The sequence below is a fragment of the Motiliproteus coralliicola genome (assembly GCF_003345655.1).
Taxonomy (GTDB): Bacteria; Pseudomonadota; Gammaproteobacteria; order Pseudomonadales; family Balneatricaceae; genus Motiliproteus; species Motiliproteus coralliicola.
Genome location: NZ_QQOH01000006.1, coordinates 71,359 through 88,551, shown reverse-complemented (window position 1 = coordinate 88,551; position 17,193 = coordinate 71,359). Strand labels below are relative to the sequence as shown.

The 17,193-nt window shown below is 54.7% G+C and carries 18 protein-coding genes; 5 read left to right on the top strand and 13 right to left on the bottom strand.

The features are described from left to right. Positions 1-4: 4 nt before the first annotated feature. From DV711_RS18325 to DV711_RS18290, 8 genes are all read right to left on the bottom strand, one after another. On the bottom strand, positions 5-277 hold the full coding sequence (locus tag DV711_RS18325) for a TMEM165/GDT1 family protein (RefSeq protein ID WP_114697201.1): 273 nt from the start codon (positions 275-277) through the stop codon (positions 5-7). A gap of 92 nt (positions 278-369) precedes the next feature. After that, positions 370-924, bottom strand: a complete 555-nt coding sequence (locus DV711_RS18320) for a hypothetical protein (RefSeq protein ID WP_207802688.1) — start codon at positions 922-924, stop codon at positions 370-372. Between the two features lie 93 nt (positions 925-1,017). Then, positions 1,018-1,467, bottom strand: coding sequence for a hypothetical protein (locus DV711_RS18315; protein ID WP_114697199.1), 450 nt, complete (start codon positions 1,465-1,467; stop codon positions 1,018-1,020). Between the two features lie 33 nt (positions 1,468-1,500). Continuing rightward, positions 1,501-2,001, bottom strand: a complete 501-nt coding sequence (locus DV711_RS18310) for a DUF3592 domain-containing protein (RefSeq protein ID WP_114697198.1) — start codon at positions 1,999-2,001, stop codon at positions 1,501-1,503. A gap of 84 nt (positions 2,002-2,085) precedes the next feature. Next, positions 2,086-2,448, bottom strand: a complete 363-nt coding sequence (locus DV711_RS18305) for a hypothetical protein (protein WP_114697197.1) — start codon at positions 2,446-2,448, stop codon at positions 2,086-2,088. An 86-nt stretch (positions 2,449-2,534) separates the two neighbouring features. Beyond that, positions 2,535-2,864 carry a hypothetical protein gene (locus DV711_RS18300; RefSeq protein WP_114697196.1) on the bottom strand — a complete coding sequence of 110 codons (330 nt, stop codon included), beginning with the start codon at positions 2,862-2,864 and terminating at the stop codon, positions 2,535-2,537. A gap of 83 nt (positions 2,865-2,947) precedes the next feature. Continuing rightward, positions 2,948-3,730 carry a hypothetical protein gene (locus tag DV711_RS18295; RefSeq protein ID WP_114697195.1) on the bottom strand — a complete coding sequence of 261 codons (783 nt, stop codon included), beginning with the start codon at positions 3,728-3,730 and terminating at the stop codon, positions 2,948-2,950. 81 nt (positions 3,731-3,811) lie between these two features. Then, positions 3,812-5,326, bottom strand: coding sequence for an SEC-C metal-binding domain-containing protein (locus DV711_RS18290; protein WP_114697194.1), 1,515 nt, complete (start codon positions 5,324-5,326; stop codon positions 3,812-3,814). 508 nt (positions 5,327-5,834) lie between these two features. Between DV711_RS18290 and DV711_RS18285 the strand changes: the two genes are divergently transcribed. Beyond that, positions 5,835-6,740: a LysR family transcriptional regulator gene (locus DV711_RS18285; protein ID WP_114697193.1), complete on the top strand. Its 906-nt coding sequence runs from the start codon at positions 5,835-5,837 to the stop codon at positions 6,738-6,740. Between the two features lie 153 nt (positions 6,741-6,893). Beyond that, positions 6,894-7,184 carry a hypothetical protein gene (locus DV711_RS18280; RefSeq protein ID WP_114697192.1) on the top strand — a complete coding sequence of 97 codons (291 nt, stop codon included), beginning with the start codon at positions 6,894-6,896 and terminating at the stop codon, positions 7,182-7,184. A gap of 35 nt (positions 7,185-7,219) precedes the next feature. Here the strand turns inward: DV711_RS18280 and DV711_RS18275 are convergent, their stop codons facing one another. Further along, the gene (locus DV711_RS18275; protein ID WP_114697191.1) at positions 7,220-8,242 is read right to left on the bottom strand and encodes a permease; all 1,023 of its coding nucleotides are present in this window, start codon (positions 8,240-8,242) and stop codon (positions 7,220-7,222) included. Positions 8,243-8,416: 174 nt separating this feature from the next. Here DV711_RS18275 and DV711_RS18270 point away from each other — a divergent pair, with 174 nt between their 5' ends. Further along, on the top strand, positions 8,417-8,779 hold the full coding sequence (locus DV711_RS18270; RefSeq protein WP_114697190.1) for an ArsR/SmtB family transcription factor: 363 nt from the start codon (positions 8,417-8,419) through the stop codon (positions 8,777-8,779). A gap of 45 nt (positions 8,780-8,824) precedes the next feature. On the opposite strand, the gene DV711_RS18265 is transcribed toward DV711_RS18270, so the two are convergent. The 3 genes from DV711_RS18265 to dctP form a co-directional block, all read right to left on the bottom strand. Further along, on the bottom strand, positions 8,825-10,234 hold the full coding sequence (locus tag DV711_RS18265) for a TRAP transporter large permease (protein WP_207802687.1): 1,410 nt from the start codon (positions 10,232-10,234) through the stop codon (positions 8,825-8,827). Beyond that, positions 10,231-10,860, bottom strand: coding sequence for a TRAP transporter small permease subunit (locus tag DV711_RS18260; RefSeq protein WP_114697189.1), 630 nt, complete (start codon positions 10,858-10,860; stop codon positions 10,231-10,233). Before DV711_RS18260 ends, DV711_RS18265 begins: the two co-directional genes overlap by 4 nt. A gap of 126 nt (positions 10,861-10,986) precedes the next feature. Next, positions 10,987-11,991 (bottom strand): TRAP transporter substrate-binding protein DctP, encoded by a 1,005-nt coding sequence (gene dctP / locus DV711_RS18255; RefSeq protein ID WP_114697188.1) that lies wholly within the window; start codon positions 11,989-11,991, stop codon positions 10,987-10,989. Positions 11,992-12,518: 527 nt separating this feature from the next. Between dctP and DV711_RS18250 the strand changes: the two genes are divergently transcribed. After that, positions 12,519-14,360 carry a sensor histidine kinase gene (locus DV711_RS18250; protein ID WP_165840168.1) on the top strand — a complete coding sequence of 614 codons (1,842 nt, stop codon included), beginning with the start codon at positions 12,519-12,521 and terminating at the stop codon, positions 14,358-14,360. A 1-nt stretch (position 14,361) separates the two neighbouring features. Next, a complete protein-coding gene (locus tag DV711_RS18245) occupies positions 14,362-15,753 on the top strand; it encodes a sigma-54-dependent transcriptional regulator (protein WP_114697186.1) in 1,392 nt (463 codons plus the stop codon). On the opposite strand, the gene DV711_RS18240 is transcribed toward DV711_RS18245, so the two are convergent. Next, complete coding sequence (locus DV711_RS18240) at positions 15,744-17,192, bottom strand: patatin-like phospholipase family protein (protein ID WP_133297490.1); 1,449 nt, start codon at positions 17,190-17,192, stop codon at positions 15,744-15,746. The two genes, DV711_RS18245 and DV711_RS18240, sit on opposite strands and share 10 nt — an antisense overlap. Position 17,193: the final 1 nt, after the last annotated feature.

Sequence of the window (17,193 nt, the reverse complement as noted above, 5' to 3'; positions counted from 1 at the left end):
GCCGTTAGGCATTGTACAAAGTCAGAATACCGATGCCGATAAAGCCGACCCCGGCGATATAGTGCAGGTACTTCTCGTTGATGTACTCCGACAGCAGTGATCCCGCGAGAACCCCAAGAGCCGAGGCGACGATCAGGGCTGCGGAGGCGGCAAAAAAGACCGTGTATTTGCTGACCGCTTTATCAGTGGCGAACAACATCGTCGCCAGTTGAGTCTTATCGCCGAGCTCGGCGACAAACACCGCACCAAAAATCGTTAAAAATACCTTCCAGTCCATCTCGGATGTTCCACGCTACAGAGAAATACCGCTCTGGTTGCCGGCTGGGTCAATGTCCGGCAGACGGTTCGGTGGGGGATTTTATGGAGTTGTCAGATCTTTTCAATGCGGCATACCTCAACGATCCGGTACGGTCCCGGCTCGCACTGGGCAAAGGTGCCGGATTCGATGAGTCGTTTGGCGGCTTCGAGTGAGCTTAACAGGCAGTACTTATTCACCGTAATTTCCTGCGCCATCAGGTTGCACGACAGTGGCGAGCACTCGGCCGCGTTCTGAGTACTGAAACTGGTGACATCATAGCCCGCCGCTACAGCGCGCTCGGGAAGCTTAACCTGGGTTGGTAACGAGGCCTCCGGTTGAAAACTTTCCCAGCTGCCCGTCTGTTGGTTCCACTGCCGGTGATAGACGCGGTAAAAGAACAGCGTCATGCCCTTAAGATCGATACCGTTGGCCGCTGCCAGCGCCTCCATCACGTCGGGTGAATCAAACAGCCAGTAGCCATTATGCTTCCAGTGGTCGATCCAGTCGCAAAAGTCCTCGGAGACACAACCGCTGAGCGAATAGATTGCTTTGATTCGGTCGGACTCCAGCCAATCGGGCTTAGTGACCACCGACTTGTACAGATAGCCTGCTGGAATCATTGGCATGGGGTTAGACCGAGTAGAGCGCTTCTAGGACCCTGTTCAAGGGAACCGGCCGTAAAGGATAGATCGCGATCACAGAGGCTGAGCTTAGCGACTTTACTCGGGTGTTTTTGACCAAATTCCATAAGCCCTCAACGCCTCGCTGTCGCTGTAGTTCTGCTCCAGCGCCTCGGCGTGATTCAGAACGAAAAACTCAATAAATGAACCGATAAATGCGCGCTGCTCTGGGCTACAGGATAGAAACAGATCGTTGTTCTCGCCGTCGTACTCGAGGTGAAACAGCAACTGGGCAAAGTAGAAGTCGTTATCGAGGGTCTCGAGGCTGAGCCGAATCAACGCCGGCATGTAGTACTTCTTGCCCTCATTGGTGGCGAAACAGATGGGATCCCAGCCCGGGTTGCCCAGCTCCTCCAGGCCAATGCTGTCTAGCGTCGCACCGATCAAGGTCTGATCGTGCTCCTCACACTCTTCACAATGCCGATAGTTGGTGAAGTGTTCCGGCTTCTCCATTCGGAACAAACGCTTGGCTTCGGTGATCCAGTCCATCGTTGGCAGCTTGGTTAACTCGTTAATCCTGTTCTAGCCATGGTAGCTATAAACATATAAAGCCAGCGGCAGGGTGCTGATCAAAAAAGTGATCGCGATGCCCGTTTTGCTGGCGACGATAAGGTAACTTTTCTTTGGGTTGTTCGGATTATAGAAAACCTTAACCTTGCCATCGGGCAGTTGTTGGATCGATGACAGCTGCTTTTCCAGAATCGCCTTGAGGTTGTGGCTGGCCACAAAGATCCAGGGGGAAATTCGTTTCCCTGCGTACTCCATATCGGCAACGCGGTAGCTGTATAGAGACTCAATCAGGTACTCCTGGTTTGATCTCACCGGCTCCTTACCGCCGATCTTCTCAACCCCAAGCGCAACCAACTCGCCGGTTGTAGACGGCCAGGTTCTGGTTCTGAACTGAAAGATCAGCGAGTAGGTACAGGTGATAAAGGCATAGAGGGTTATCCAGAACCATAGTCCTTGGGTTTGGCCATCGATGGCAAGCTGCCACATATCTTGAAGGTAGGTGATTGGAGTCATGACCTATAACACGGCATTGAAGGGACAGAGCAAGCTTGGCTACGGAGCCCTAAGCCTGCTGTAGGGCTAGGGTTTACCACGTTGCTAACTGCAAGATAGCACGCCGGCACCGGCTTGTTTTGAAATCCCCTGAAGACTCTGAGTAACCCACTCACCGTCCGATGACATGAACCTGACTAAATCATGGTTTATTAGTTCGGGGTACTTGTGAAAAAGTGTTTCAACACTAGTGTTGAACTGGATGATGGCCTTTTGGTTTTGACACAGACAGTCTGAATGTCCGTTGCCAGACTCAATACAAGCCATGACCGCAGTAGAAACAATATCCAGGTTTGCTTGGACGTTACTCAGCTGCGCCACCTGATCTGGGTTCTCAATAAGCAGCTCTTCATTGGAAAAGGCGAAGCTGCTAAGCGCTAGTAAGGAGAGAAAAATGAGATGTCGCATAGGGTTTCCTTAGGTGCTTGATGCCAGTCTAAGACCGGCGGAGCGGGGCTATTCGTTGCCGAGGGACCATAGTCACTTGTTAGCGATCATTGGGCTTGAGCCTCCGCTAATTCCCAGACTGGTAAATAGAGACCATAAAGTGCTGCGGGTAGATATAGCACGCCTAGGACAAAGATAAAAAGCACTGGGAGCACGTAGCTTTTACCCTCAGGCATTCGCTGATAGATGATGCCCAAGGCAGTTAAGGGGAGCAGCCAAATCCAAAAGGTACTAGCCACGATGACTTCAGTGAAAAGGGGGAGCTTTGCACCAAAACCAGTAAAGATACTTTCATATTTTGGTACGCAGACTGATGCTGCGATAGCTTCTAAAACCAGCAGCAGAGTAATAAAACCTGTGAAGATCTTTGCGGCCAACCAATATTTCCTTTTGCTCTCGGGGCTTCCATACAGTATCGCTAACGCCAAAATCAGCGGCGAGTTTACGAGTCCGCTGCATTTTATTGTTGTACGTTTTGCCTAGTATACTCGTTTACTTCTAAGGCTCTAACCGCATCATAATAATCATTTTCATCTCTGAAGTTGATTTTCTTGCTGAAGTGCTTTTCTTCCAATCTATATTTGCCAATCCAGAACGAGCCATCTTCTATGTAGAAATTTGCTCTTAATCTTGCTGCATTTCCACGAGTATATTTTTTATGATTTAGCTTTCCACCTCCAAATAAGAAGTAAATAACTACAACCAAAGGGTTGAATTTAGTCATTTGCCTTATTTTGTTAAAAGACTTCTTGTCAAGAAAATGGGTATCAACTACTTCTATCGCAACTAAAGGCTGTCTTTCTCTAAGTCCAATTTTCTTCGATCTTCCTAAGACATCAAATTGGACATAATTGTTTCTATCAATTACATAACTACATTCACTATCCCATTCATAGTCACGTAGTCGATATGTTTCCTGAAACTCCTTTTCTTCATTCGGAAAATCATAATACCCAATGGTTAAAGGGTCTGCGTTATTGCCAAATGTAACAAGCGACTTAATTTCTTTGTCATGAGCTGTCGTATCCTTTGGTTTTGACGCTAGGCGCCTACGGATAGCGCTACGAGAATAAAAATGGGGAGCATCTTTTCTATATCTGGCATAAAGACGAACCTTCTTCTCACTATCCAGCAAAATTTCACTCTTTAGTGATTCCCTAAATACCGCATCATGTAGAGAGCTTGGGTAAACACGTTCATACTCACCGCTGCCATTTTTTTTCAATGCATATTCGTACTTCATAGTATCCTTACGTACAACGAAATAGTTCAGTGGAGTCCGGCACAGCCGGGGGGGAACATCAAGTCCCTCTCAAGCTAATTGTTATGGCCGGCCGCAGCACTTCTTTATCTTCTTACCACTACCGCAGATACACGGTGAATTTCGGTCTTTTCCTTTAAAATCAATCTTTTTTCTAAATCCTGAATGCCCTTCAGGGAACTCATTTATTGTTTCCATATGCACACTTCGATCTACCAATAGGCCATGAGACACATATTTGTCATGTATTTTCTTTGCTTCTAAATAGTCATTTTCTTCCCAGTCATCACCGTATAGCAATACAAAGTCCTGGCCCTCGTTGAAAAACTCTGGGGATAACCATTGACCTTCCTCTCTGGTTTTGCAAGCAATACCAAATACGCTTTTTATTCTTCTATTAAGGTATTTGTTAATTGCACAATAGTCTTGAATCATCCCTCTCCTAACTTCCCTGTATTCATCAATGGAAGGGAAACTGTGATGGCGAGGAACCAGACAAAATACGTATGCATTTTCCTGATTTGCAGGATCTAGGCAAACCCTTGTGCCTCTCTGTCCAGGAATTGCCTTTTCATAGAAATCTTTGAACGCATTCGCCAATATACGACGCTCGAATCGGCTAGTAGCCGCCATAAACCTAATACTTGGTTCTGCTTCTATCGGATGCTCGTAGCTTATATGTTCGGCGGAACCGTTTAAAACATGAAATGAAAAACTTTCTATCAAGTCATCCCAGAAATAACTAATTTTATCTTCTTGTTTTTTGGCTAGAAATGAGGGGTTTTCATATAACCTCTGAATTCCTCCCATATCAATTACAGCGCTATCAGCTTCAATAAGCTCCTTAGGCCATATAGATCTACCACCTTTTTCTTCATCAAAATTTTCGTAGTAGAGCTGAATCATGTCAGACTCTGACAACACTCTGATATGCTTATCAGAGCTTAACAATTCCTCTCTCTGACTCAGGTAGTGGGTGAAATCTTTGGTTGTGTTAAATTCTTTTAGTACTAGCTCTATTGTCGATTCGTTAAAAACGTGTACAAAATCTCCCTCAAATATTTGTCCAACACAAAACGGAGTAGTTTCATTTTTATTCCAATGTGTATTTCCGTGTATGGAATTGTCGAACATAAATGATGCCTCATTATTAAATGAAGCTAAAACCTCTTCTATCCCATGACATACCACTATATTATGAAACTTAATTTCATTCTTTTCCGGTACTTTTACTGGAATTTTATATTTGCACTTTTTATCTACAAATACCCTGTCAGGATGTTTTTCAAGCCACCTTCTAGCTCCATTAATTTGTTTTACTGAATCTCCTATTGCTTTTCTCGCCCAACGAGACCATGCAACATCTACATCTTTTTCCTTATTAAATTCAATTCGTTTATCACTAAAAAGCAACACGTTTTCTTCAAATACAACCGTCAGGTCACATATCTCTTTTCCATCACCGCCACTATTACTATCTCCCTGATCCCTAAATAGATTCGGCCAACTCCAAAAGCGTAAAAAAGAGTTAGCACCTAAGTTATTTAGAAACATTTCTTCATCGGTAAAACCGGACATAGTATGTACTCAATTTATTTGGCCATAACAGTCTGGTTATGAGGGCTACGTCCTCATAACAATTATTAACGGGAATTCCATATATCCCGCGCTTGATTTCTTTTGTGTTTTTGTAACTAACTGTTTAGTTTGTGTTTTTGTGACAATCTGTCAAACGATTGGTGAAAAATAGGGACGCTGGACCATACTTTCTTCACGGGCAGGGATGTGCTCGTCGAAACTAGAGCGTCAGGGAGGATTTCGCGCATGTCATCGTCTCCATTGTTGCAGTCCCTTGCCGAGCCTATGACCGTTCGGCGCTACGGTAAGCGGTCGATCAGGGCTTACCGATATTGCTCAAGTCTTTCATAGTCTTCCGTTAAAGAAAACATCCGGCCAATATCGGTAAAGCGTGGGTTATCGAGTACCTGACCTAGCTGGCGTCAGGCTTCTGACTGGCCATAAATCGGACCAGTCGGCACAATGTTTAGGCGTGGGCTGGGCGTGTGATGATGAATAAGGCGAAGCGATGAGTGAGTCGGGTTACCTGCAACTGGATGGTAAGGCATTGCAACTGTTTCTGCTGGTGCTGGAGGAGGGTTCGATAAGCCGTACCGCCGTTCGTCTGGGGACGTCGCAATCGAACGTCAGCCATACCCTCGATAAGCTGCGCCAGATCACCGGCGACCCGCTGTTTGTTCGGGCCGGTCGCGGTATAGCACCGACCAGTACCGCCTTGGAGTTAGCCGAAACGGCGCGTTGCAGCCTCGATAGCTTACGCCAGTTTGGTAGTCGATCCCTTTTCGATCCGGCAACTGCCCGCCAGCACTTTATCCTGGCGGCCAACGATTATCAGCGGGATTATCTGTTACCAGGGTTGTTTAAACGCGTGCGTCGCCAGGCTCCCGGCCTGAGTTTCAGTGTTATACCGTCGCAGGTGCCTGATGCAGAAAGCCTTCGTCAGGATCATTGCCAGTTGATGCTGACCCCCCATCCCCCTGAGGCCTCCGATATTATTCAGCGCCGTCTGCTGAGCGATCACTTCGCCTGCTATTTCGATCCTGGGGTTCGTACTGCACCGGCCTCACCGCAGGCCTATCAGCAGGCACAGCATGTCGCGATCAGCTTGTCTGGGACGAAACGGATGCAGATCGATGCCGATATTGCTGCCCTCGGCCTGGAGCGCGATATCTTTCTGACCTTGCCCAATTTTGCCGGTATCTGGGATTTTATTCGTGGCACCGACCTGATTGCGACGCTGCCTAGCTTGCTTGGCGGAGATCATCTGGAAGGTATCGCCCAGCGGCCGTTACCGTTCGAGACGCCGCCGCTGGATATCTATCTGGTTTGGCACAAGCGATACCACGACAGCCCGGCCCACCGCTGGTTGCGCGAGCAACTGATCGCTAGTCTTCCGGCCCGCTCTGATAGCTAATCTATCGATAATTTCGATAAGTAATATCAAATGCCTTGTCTTTATTCGATCGGTTGAGATCGGCAGAATAGCCACACCGACAATCAGTGATCCTGGTTGTCGAGCCGCAGTCATCGGCAAATCGCCTTTCGGATTCACCCTTCTGGAGCTGCTATGACACGATCGCCTAAGCCCGGTTTACAAACCGCGATGCAGGATCTGATTGTCCAGATCCGCACCCAGGTACCCTTCGATACCCCGACCTCCACTCTGTGCCAGGGCCCCTGCACGGGCTGTTCTAAAAAACTTATGGAGTTTCTCGATACGGAAGTGAGCGACTGGGAATGCCGCCTCAATGCCGGCGACATACCCAGTTTTGGAGATATTCATGCTTTGGCCAAGCGCAGCAGAAAGATCCATGGCGTGCTGAAGCAGAACGGCATCATCGACGCAGTAAACCTCTAACCCCGCGCTTCTCATCGCTGCGCAATGGCCCTCCCTCAGCCGGCGATCCAGTTAAAGCTGAACCCACCGATCACCGCCATGCTGAAGATCACCAGCAGGAAGGCGGCCAGCAGCGGCCAGTAGAACAACCGCTTCAGCAGGATCACCTCCGGCAGGCTGGCACCGCCGCTGCCGATCACCAGCGCGATAATGGCGCCCAGGCTGACGCCCTTGGCAACGAACGGGGCCACCAGCGGCAGCAGCGCGGTCACGCGGATATAGAGCGGGATACCGATCAGCGCCGCTGTCGGGATTGCCGCCGGGTTATCGGCGCTGGCCACTTCGGCGAAGTATTCGGCCGGGATGAAGCCGTGGACGAAGGCGCCGATCAGCATCGCCACCAGCATGTAGGGAAACATCGAGCGGAACAGCTCCCAGCTCTCCTGCCAGGCTTCACGCCACTTGCTCGGCTTAGGCGCCGGCTTTGATGAGCTGGCGCAGCAGCTGGTTTGGGTTTCTGAGGCGGTTTCGCCGCAACCACCGGTTTTGCCACTATCGGTTTCTGATCCGCTGCTGCATTTACCGCCACTGTTGCTGTTGAGCAGTTGCTGCTTGATGTAGCGCTCGAAGCCCAGGCGTTGCAGCAGGGCCCCGGCACCGATCGAGATCACCAGCGCCAGTACCGCGTACCAGGCGGTCAGTTGCCAGCCCAGCACCGGAATAAACAGCGCGATCACGATCGGGTTCAGCAACGGTGAGGTAAACAGAAAGGTCATGGTGGGGCCGAAACCGGCGCGCGCTTTCAGCAGCCCGATCAGCATCGGGATAGTGGAGCAGCTGCAGAACGGGGTGACGGCGCCGAGTCCGGCGGCGGTCAGGTAGCCGCGACCGCGGCGGGCACCCAGCAGGCCTTGGATCTTTTCTGCCGGCAGCTTCTGGTTGATCAGCGAGACGGCAAAGCTGATCAGCAGGAACAACCCGGTCAGTTCGGTGAACAGCTGCAAAAACATCAAGCCGCTTTCGCGCAGCATCAGTTGGGTTTCGGGGTGTTGGAAGTAGACGGTGAGTTGTTCAATCATGGTGATAATCTCGTATTTCTAGATTTATCGAAATAAATATCCAAAGAAAATGGCAGAACCCAGAAGGGCTGCCAGCTCTATATTTCCAAGTTTGTGGAATTATTCTCGGCCTAGCGAATTGGGTTGTCAAGATATTTCTAGTATGATCGAAATATTCGACAGCAGGAGTGAGCGATGGAGATTGAGACAGCGGCCAAGCGGTTGGCGGAATTGGGCCATAAGACCCGGCTGGAGATCTTTCGGTACCTGGTCCGGGGCGGTCATCAAGGGGTGCCGGTAGGCGAGATCCAGGCGGCGTTGGGGGTGCCGGGTTCGACCCTGTCCCATCACCTGAACCGATTGATGTCGGTCGGCCTGGTGGCGCAGCGGCGAGAAGGGCGGACGCTCTACTGTACCTCGCAATATCGGGAGCTGGATGCATTGCTGGCGTTTCTGAAGGAGGAGTGCTGCGTCAATGGCCTCAGTGCCAATGAGTGGCCTGAGGGCGAGACGGCCGGCGCGAAGGCCAGCGCGAAAGCCCGCGCAACGGAGAGTTGAGTTCCTCCGCCGGCAGCCTATGGCAGCGGCGGAGGAGGTAGCAGATCAGGCGTAGCCGATCAGCCCCGGCAGCCAGAGCACGATGCCCGGCAGCATGATCAACACCGCGATGGTCAGCACGTCGGCGACAAAGAACGGCAGGCAGCCGCGGAATACGTCCTGCACCGAACACTCCGGCCGCACTCCGGCGACCACGAAGCAGTTCAGACCGATCGGCGGGGTGATCAGGCACAGCTCGGCCATCTTCACCACGATAATTCCGAACCAGATCGCACAACCGACCCCGGAAACCCCAAAGGCCGAATCGGCGGCACTGACCGCTTCGCCGCCGTTGAGGGCGATGATCGCCGGGTAGACCACCGGCAGGGTCAGCAGCAGCATCCCGATCGCGTCCATAAACATCCCCAGCACCGCGTAGGCGCAAAGAATTAGCAGCAGGGTCAGCATCGGACTCTGCTCCAGGCTGACGATCCAGTCGGAGAAGGTCGACGGCAGATCAGCAAAGCCGAGGAAGCGCACGTAGATCAGTACCCCCCAGATGATCGCGAAGATCATCGCCGACAGCTTGGCGGTTTCCATCAGCGAGCTTTTCAGCTCCTTCCAACGGCTACCGTGCCAGATCGCCATGCACAGAATCACGAAGGCACCCAGGGCACCGGCTTCGGTGGGGGTACCGACACCGCCGTAGATGCAGACCATGATGATCGCGATGACGAAGAAGATCGGCATTGCACCGGGCAGCGATTCGAACCGCTCCTTCCAGCTATAGCCGGTCACCGGCGGGCCGAAGTCTTTACGGGTCATCGCCAGGATGATCACCAGACCGCCGTAGATCAGTGCCGAGACGGCGCCGGGCAGGAAGCCGGCCATTAGCAACGCGCCGACATCCTGTTCGACGATGATGGCGTAGATGACCAGGATCGCTGACGGTGGGATCAAGGAGGCCAGGGTGCCCCCGGCCGCGACCACCCCAGCAGCGAAGCGCTTGTCATAACCGAGCTTGAGCATCTCCGGCACCGCAATACGGGCGAATACCGCCGAGGTGGCGACCGAGGCCCCGGACACGGCGGCAAAGCCGGCGGTGGAGAATACTGTGGCCACACCCATGCCGCCCGGCAACCAGCCGACCCAGCGCTTGGCGGCTTCGAACAGGGTTCGCGTCAGCCCGGCGTGGTAGGCCAAAAAACCGATCAGAATAAAGGTCGGGATTAGCGATAGCGCCAGCGACGAGACCTTGGAGTGGGGGATGGTACCGGCCATTTTGACCGCCACCAGAAAGCCTTTCTCGAAGCCTAGCTTGGCCGAAAAGATCCACAACAGGCCGAGGAAACCGGCGATTGCGGCGGCGAAGGCTACCCGGACGCCTAGCACCACGAACACCAACATCGCCCCAGTGACCCAGAGTCCGATCTGGGTCGAGTCCATCGCGCCCATGGTTTCAAATAAACTGCTCATGAGCGTATCTCCTCATCATCGTGGCCACTGACCGATTCGGCCTCTTTGGCGGCGACTTCGGCGGCGCTTTCAATCAGCGGCACGGCCACCGGCTCGTCACCGCCTTCTTTCAGCGCGCGACAGTAGCCCCAGAGCTGTAGCAGCAGTCGCAGGGCTAAGACGGTCAGCGCTACCGGCACCACCAGCTTGGCCGGCCAGGTCGGCAGGTTGATGTCCAGCGACGAGTCGCCAATGGAGTAAGCGCGCCAGAAATGCAGGTAGGAGCCGTAGATCAACACCATCGTGACCAGCAGCATCAGCAGCGTGGTCAGCAGTTCGGTGAACCAGAGCCAGCGTCGGCGCAGCTGGCCCACCAGAATATCCATCCGGATATGGCCGCCCATCCGCTGGGTGTAGGCGATGCCGAAGAAGGCGATAAAGGCCATCGCCTGCTCGACCCAGTCGACATAGCCGCTGATCGGGGCCGAGAAGATCCAGCGACCCAGCACATTGGTGGTGGCCAGCAACACCAATAGGAAAATGACCAACCCGCTGATCAGATTGAGCAGCGACTCGACACGAAAATAGAGCCGATCGGCCCGGCTGAGTACCGAACCGTCTTCAATAACGGTAGCCGAAGCAGACATAACAGCCTCTCAGTAATTAGTGAGGAAATCAGCGCCGGAGGTGGATTCTCCGGCGAAGGCGGCCACGCGCCCGCTCCCCTTCAGCAGGCGGCGCAGCCAAGACAACAGTGAAGTCGTCGTGAGCGGTTACTTGGCGAACTGCTCGGCGGTGAAGTCGAACAGCGCCTGGGCGTCGAACTTGCCTCCCCACTTGGCGATCCACTCTTCACGGACCGACTCGGCCAGCTTGTTCAGCTCGGCGGTCTGCTCGGGGGTGAAGGTCACCTGGGTCAGGCCGGCTTCTTCGATCGCCGCTTGGTACTTGGCAGTGGTGTTGTTCTCGTAGTTATCGACGTAGTGAGCCATCGCTTCGTCGACCGAGCCCAGCAGCGCTTCGCGGTGTGCCGGCTTCAGTTCGGCCAGCGAGTCGGTGTTAACCACGATCGGGCAGTTGGCCGAACCCAGGTTCAGGTTGGTGGTGACCCAGTTGCCGACCTTGTAGGTATTGGTGGCCAGGTGGGCGTGGGGCGCAAAGGAGGCCGCATCGATTACACCGGAGTCCATCGACTGGCGAACTTCGGCGAACGGAACACCGGTCTTGACCGCGCCTAGCTTACCTAGCACGCCCATGATGCCGCCCGGTCCACGAACCCGCAGACCTTCGAAATCGCTCAGCGCGTTGAGGCCTTCGCTCTTACTGACGATGTTGTACTGCGGCATCGGTGACGACATCAGCAGGGTAGCGTTCCAACGTGCCAGATCTTTGGCGACGGTTGGATGCTTATAGACCGCATCGTAGATCTCAGCGATGCGAGCTAGCGACACGTCCTTGGAGAACGGCAGCTCGGTGACGGTGATAGTGGGGTTTTTGTCGGTGTGGTAGAAGGAGCAGAACTGCGCCATCTCAAAGGCGCCGAAGGAGATCCCGTCGAGGTTCTCGCGTGACTTGGACAGGCCGCCGTAGGAGATCTTCAGTTTGAAGTCGCCGTTGGTTTTGGCTTCAACCAGTTCGGCCAGTTTCTCCACGTTTTCGGTGAAGGCGCGGCGTTTACCCCAAAGGGAGACGTTCCATTCGGTAGCGGCGTGGACTTCGGTAGCGGCGAATCCAGCCAGGGCGAGGGAAGCAACCAATGCTTTGGAAAAGGATGCCATAGAGAGTTCTCCTTAGAATTTATTATTTTGGAACCTGTGAACAAGTCCTATTCGGTTCCTTATTCCGACCGGGGAGGCAGCCCCTTACGGATAGCTGTGTAAGAGCAAAGCTTGGGCCATCTCTGTCGTTTTGTTATGAATCTATTCATAACTAGTTGAAAATAATGTGTTTAAGGGGTGAAGTGCCGGATGGAGTTTTGCCCTCCAACAAAGATAGTCGACTTTATGCGCCAAAAATGGCCGATTGGTTGTAGGATTTTTGATCAAACGAGCCATTTTTGGCCGATTCAATCAGGATTTGCTGTTAGGGTAGGCGGATAGGGGAGAACAAGCTGGCCCAGGGATGTCGTTGCCCGTGGCTGTGCAGAACCGCCTTTCACCGCCGATGGGATAGTCCATAGGGTCTGACTGGCTCGGTATTTGCTGCATCTAGTGGTCGGTGTAAGAAACCATCGATGTATGTAACTACCACCTATTCCGGGAGCCCCGCTGTGACTGCCTCCGATAGCCCTGTCAGATCTCATCCTGTGCGTAACTACAGCCTGCCGATCGTGCTCGGTGCGATGCTGTTTGGTGTATTGCTGGGCAGCAGTCTGCTGAGCTGGACCGAGGATGATCTGTACAGTGAGCTGGATCGGATCGGCGATGAGCGGCTGGACCTTTATGCCTCCACTATCGATGCGTCCCTGCGTCGATTCGATTATCTGCCCTTTATTATCGCCGGCGATGCCCAGGTCCGGCAGCTGTTGCAGACCGGCGACGTTGGCAGTCAGGAGGTGGTCAACCGCACGTTGGAAAAGTGGCAGCGCGAATCCGGTGCCGCCTACCTCTACTTGATGAACCTGCAGGGTCAGGCGGTGGCGGCCAGCAACTGGCAGAGCCCCACCAGTTTTATCGGTAACAACTACAGTTTCCGTCCCTACTTTCAGGATGCTATTGCCGGCAAGGCGGGGCGCTTCTTCGCTGTCGGAGTCACCACTGGGCTGCCCGGTTTTTTCCTGGCCCGACCGGTACGCTTCGGTGATCAGATACTCGGGGTCGCGGTGGTCAAGGTCGATATGGCTCAGCTGGAGACCGATTGGAGCGCCGGCGGTGAAAACGTCTGGGTCAGCGATGCCGACGGGGTGATCTTTCTGGCCAGTAATCCGGATTGGAAATATCGCAGTGTCAGCCCGTTGGCTCCGGCCATCCACGAACGGTTGCGTGACGAGCGCAAGTATCACGGCAAGCAGATCGAAGCACTGGCGTTGCAATCGCAACAGCAGTCACCCGGGGGCAATCGGGTGATCCGGCTGCTCGATGACGCGGGCGGCTCTGCGCTCGAACCCGGCCCTCAGCCCTATTTGCTGCACCAACGGCAATTGGCGTCACTCAACTGGACGCTGTACTACCTGTCGGATCTGACCGGGCTGGCCGAGCACAAACAGCAGGCGGTGTTGCTGGCATCGCTGTTGAGCGCGCTGTTGGCGGTGGTGGGACTGTTTCTGTCCAGTCGTTGGCGTCATCAGCAGTTATTGGAACAGCGGGTGGCCTCGCGTACCGCCGCGCTTAACCAGAGCAACGCCCAGCTCAAGCGTGAGATCCAGGAGCGGCTTAACGCCGAGGAGGAGCTGCGCCAGACCCACGAAGGATTGATTCAGGCGGAAAAGCTGGCGGCCTTGGGCCAGCTGTCTGCCGGACTGGTGCATGAGATCAGCCAGCCGATCTCGGCGATTCGAACCTTCCTGGCCAGCACCCGGCTGCTGGTCGAGCGCGATCAGACCCAGCCCGCGCTGGAGAATATCAACGATATCGACTCGCTGATTGGTCGGGTGACCGGAATCGTGTCGCACCTGAAGACCTTCGCCAGTAAGTCCCGCGGCACCACCAGTCCGGTGGAACTGGGGCAGCTGGTCGACAATGCGCTGATGATCCTGGGGCCGCAGCTGTCGAAACAGCAGGTCGAACTAGACTGGCAGCGGCCGAATGAACCCCTGAAGGTGCAGGCTGATGAGATCAAGCTGGAGCAGATCCTGGTTAACCTGATCCGCAATGGTCTGGATGCGATTCAGGCCTGCCCGCAACGGGATGGTTGGTTGCAGATCCGGCTTGAGCAACAGCCGGATGCCGAGCGCTCCCAAATCGTCATCAGTGATAACGGCTGTGGTATCGATCCGGATGATCTGCCGAAAGTGTTCGATCCGTTTTTCACCACCAAGGAGCCCGGTGAGGGCCTGGGGCTGGGGTTGTCGGTCTCCTACGGCATCGCCCGAGAATTCGGCGGAGACCTGCACGCCGAAGCCCGGCCCGAAGGTGGTACTCGCTTTACCCTGAGCCTGTCTCGCCGCGGACAGCCTACCGTAGAACCCAACCCAACAGGGGATCCGTAACATGGTTACTGAGACTTCAGAATCCCGCCCGACTGCCCCGGTGAGGGTGATGCTGATCGACGACGAGGAGCCGATTCGCCGCGCCACCCGTCAGTGGCTCAATCTGGCCGGTATCGAGGTGCAGGATTTTTCCCGCGCCCGGGAGGCGCTGGCCGTGATCGAAGCCGATGCCGAGCTGGTGGTGGTTTCCGATATCAAGATGCCGGAGATGGATGGGTTGGCTTTCGCCAAGGCCTGCCGGGCGATCGATCCGGATCTGCCGGTACTGCTGGTGACCGCTCACGGCGATGTCGGGATGGCGGTGGAGGCGATGCGAGACGGGGTCTACGACTTTATCGAGAAACCGGTCGAGCCGGATCTGCTGCTGGATCGGATCCAACGGGCCTGGGAGAAGCGTCAACTGGTGCTGGAGAACCGCAAACTGCGGCGGATTTTGGAGCAGGGGCCAACACTGGAAAGGCGAATGATCGGTAATTCGGCCGCGATGGTGGCGCTGCGCAAGCAAGTGCTGCAGCTGGGAGAGACCCCGGTCGATGTGGTGATCAACGGCGCGACCGGCACCGGCAAAGAGCTGGTGGCGCGCTGCCTTCATGATTTCAGCGTTCGTCGACAACAGCCGTTTGTGGCGGTTAACTGCGGTGCGATTCCGGAAAACCTGTTCGAGAGCGAGCTGTTCGGCCATGAGAAGGGCGCCTTTACCGGCGCCACCGGACAGCGGATCGGTAAGATCGAGTACGCCCAGGGCGGCACCCTGTTTCTCGATGAGATCGAGAGCATGCCGCTGAATTTCCAGATCAAACTGCTGCGGGTACTGCAGGAGCGCAAGCTGGAGCGGGTCGGTTCCAACCGCGAGATCGAGCTGGATCTGTGGGTGATTGCCGCCACCAAGGTTGATCTGGCCGACGCTTCGGCCCGGGGCGATTTCCGTGAAGATCTGTACTACCGCTTCAATGTCGCCGAGCTACAGTTGCCGAAATTGGCCCAGCGGGTTGAAGATATTCCGTCGTTGTTCGACTTCTTTGGCCACAAGGCGGCGTTGCAGTATCAGCGCGACTACCTCGAACCCGAGTCGGATGATCTGGCGGCGATGATGGATTATGGCTGGCCCGGCAATGTGCGCCAGCTACGCAATGTCGCCGAGCGGTACGTGCTCGGGATGGGGTCATCGCGGCGGGTTCGCTCGATCCTCGGGCAGAGCGATTCGGTTGCGACTGAGAGTTCCGGTCAGGGGTTGTCCGAGCGAGTGCAGCAGTTCGAACGCCAACTGATCATCCAATCGCTGCGCAAGCACCAGGGCAGTATCCAGGCGGTGACCGAGGCGTTGCAATTGCCGCGCCGGACCCTCAACAACAAGATGAAACAGTATCAGATCGTTCGCAAAGACTACCTGTAGGCGTTCTGCGGACCGAGCGGATCGCCATCGCCGTTGGCGGCGTAGTTGTCCAGAAAGCGCCTGAAGTCCGAATTCTGTCGTAGCAGATTCCGACCCAGCTCGATCAGCCGGTCGACCTGTTCATCCTCCAGATTGAAGCTGGTGGGAATACGGTTGAAGTAGTCTTTCTGTTCCGGCGTCAGGGTTTCGAAGCTCAGCTCCACGAAGTAGGTGTTCACGGGGCGCTGCTCGGTCGACAGCTGTCCCGACCAGTTTTGGGTAGTCTCGCGCAACAGGTCCAGAGTCGCGGCGTTATAACGGTGCAGCTGCACGTCGGTGACGGTGTTGAGGGTATCTTCCAGTGAGGGCTCCTCTTTGGTCAGCTCGATCTCGTGCTTGACGTAGGTGGAGGCGTTGACCGAGATAATAAGAATGTTGCGGGCCGGCTTACCGCCGGTTACCCGCATAAAGGGTTCGATGCCACCGGCCACTTCGACCATTTCGTAGATCGCCATCAGTCCCAGGTTATCGGTGATGCCACCGTCGACCAGATGGATGTACTGGCGTTGCTGCTTATCCGAGTAAGTTTTCAGACCGCTGACCACCTGAGCAACCTGATTGGGCAAGCGGTTGGTATCCACCGATTGCAGGTAGGACTGGGCGTTGGAACGGCAACCATCGTGATTCTTCAGTACCACCGGCGCGAACAGTACCGGTACCGCCGAGGAGGCGGTGACGGCCTTGGCGACCGGAAAGCTGGACAGGTCGGAGCAGAGCAGGTCGAAGTAATCCTGTAAAAAAGAGAATCGCACGCCGCGGCCCAGGTCGGAGGCGTTGATGATGATCATCGGCCCCCCGGCGGCCTGCAGGTCGGCAAAGGTTTTGTCCTCGAATAGCCTGTCTTGATAGACCTGCACCGCCGCTTCGCTGCGATCTTGGCTGGAGAACCAGCGTGACGGCGACAGCAGCCGGTCAAGCAGGACTTCACCGACGTTGTGGCGTAAAAACTTCTTCTCGAACTCATCGAAGGTTCGCTCGCCGTAGAGACCGTAATAGGCCGAAGTGAAGCTGCCGCCGGAGACCGAGCTGATCATATCCACTTCGTCGAGTAGGCGCTGCGGCCCTTGCGGGTGGTAGATGGGGGTATCGCGCAGCTCCAACAGTACCCCGTAGGCCAGCGCGGCGGCGCGGGTTCCGCCACCGGAGAAGGCCAGCGACAGCGAAACATCCTGCTTCAGATTGCGGGGCAGCGGCTTGCGGTTTTCGTCGAGGTTGAAGACGGCGTAGCGCTTGTCTGGCTCAAGCTGCGACAGATCCTTATTGCTGATCGTCGCTTGGCTGGCACAGCCGGTGATCACCAGGCTGAGCAGCACGAGCAAAAGGTTACGTATCGGCACGGCGGTCAGTGCCTCCCTGTAGAGTGGATCGTAATCAGATGGTGCTTCCGATACCGCAGTCATC

What these genes read in the sequence shown, in the direction of transcription:
- DV711_RS18325 (WP_114697201.1), bottom strand. Translation starts at nt 277, where the DNA reads ATGGACTGGAAGGTATTTTTAACGATTTTTGGTGCGGTGTTTGTCGCC.
- DV711_RS18320 (WP_207802688.1), bottom strand. Translation starts at nt 924, where the DNA reads ATGCCAATGATTCCAGCAGGCTATCTGTACAAGTCGGTGGTCACTAAG.
- DV711_RS18315 (WP_114697199.1), bottom strand. Translation starts at nt 1,467, where the DNA reads ATGGACTGGATCACCGAAGCCAAGCGTTTGTTCCGAATGGAGAAGCCG.
- DV711_RS18310 (WP_114697198.1), bottom strand. Translation starts at nt 2,001, where the DNA reads ATGACTCCAATCACCTACCTTCAAGATATGTGGCAGCTTGCCATCGAT.
- DV711_RS18305 (WP_114697197.1), bottom strand. Translation starts at nt 2,448, where the DNA reads ATGCGACATCTCATTTTTCTCTCCTTACTAGCGCTTAGCAGCTTCGCC.
- DV711_RS18295 (WP_114697195.1), bottom strand. Translation starts at nt 3,730, where the DNA reads ATGAAGTACGAATATGCATTGAAAAAAAATGGCAGCGGTGAGTATGAA.
- DV711_RS18290 (WP_114697194.1), bottom strand. Translation starts at nt 5,326, where the DNA reads ATGTCCGGTTTTACCGATGAAGAAATGTTTCTAAATAACTTAGGTGCT.
- DV711_RS18285 (WP_114697193.1), top strand. Translation starts at nt 5,835, where the DNA reads ATGAGTGAGTCGGGTTACCTGCAACTGGATGGTAAGGCATTGCAACTG.
- DV711_RS18280 (WP_114697192.1), top strand. Translation starts at nt 6,894, where the DNA reads ATGACACGATCGCCTAAGCCCGGTTTACAAACCGCGATGCAGGATCTG.
- DV711_RS18275 (WP_114697191.1), bottom strand. Translation starts at nt 8,242, where the DNA reads ATGATTGAACAACTCACCGTCTACTTCCAACACCCCGAAACCCAACTG.
- DV711_RS18270 (WP_114697190.1), top strand. Translation starts at nt 8,417, where the DNA reads ATGGAGATTGAGACAGCGGCCAAGCGGTTGGCGGAATTGGGCCATAAG.
- DV711_RS18265 (WP_207802687.1), bottom strand. Translation starts at nt 10,234, where the DNA reads ATGAGCAGTTTATTTGAAACCATGGGCGCGATGGACTCGACCCAGATC.
- DV711_RS18260 (WP_114697189.1), bottom strand. Translation starts at nt 10,860, where the DNA reads ATGTCTGCTTCGGCTACCGTTATTGAAGACGGTTCGGTACTCAGCCGG.
- dctP (WP_114697188.1), bottom strand. Translation starts at nt 11,991, where the DNA reads ATGGCATCCTTTTCCAAAGCATTGGTTGCTTCCCTCGCCCTGGCTGGA.
- DV711_RS18245 (WP_114697186.1), top strand. Translation starts at nt 14,362, where the DNA reads ATGGTTACTGAGACTTCAGAATCCCGCCCGACTGCCCCGGTGAGGGTG.
- DV711_RS18240 (WP_133297490.1), bottom strand. Translation starts at nt 17,192, where the DNA reads ATGACTGCGGTATCGGAAGCACCATCTGATTACGATCCACTCTACAGG.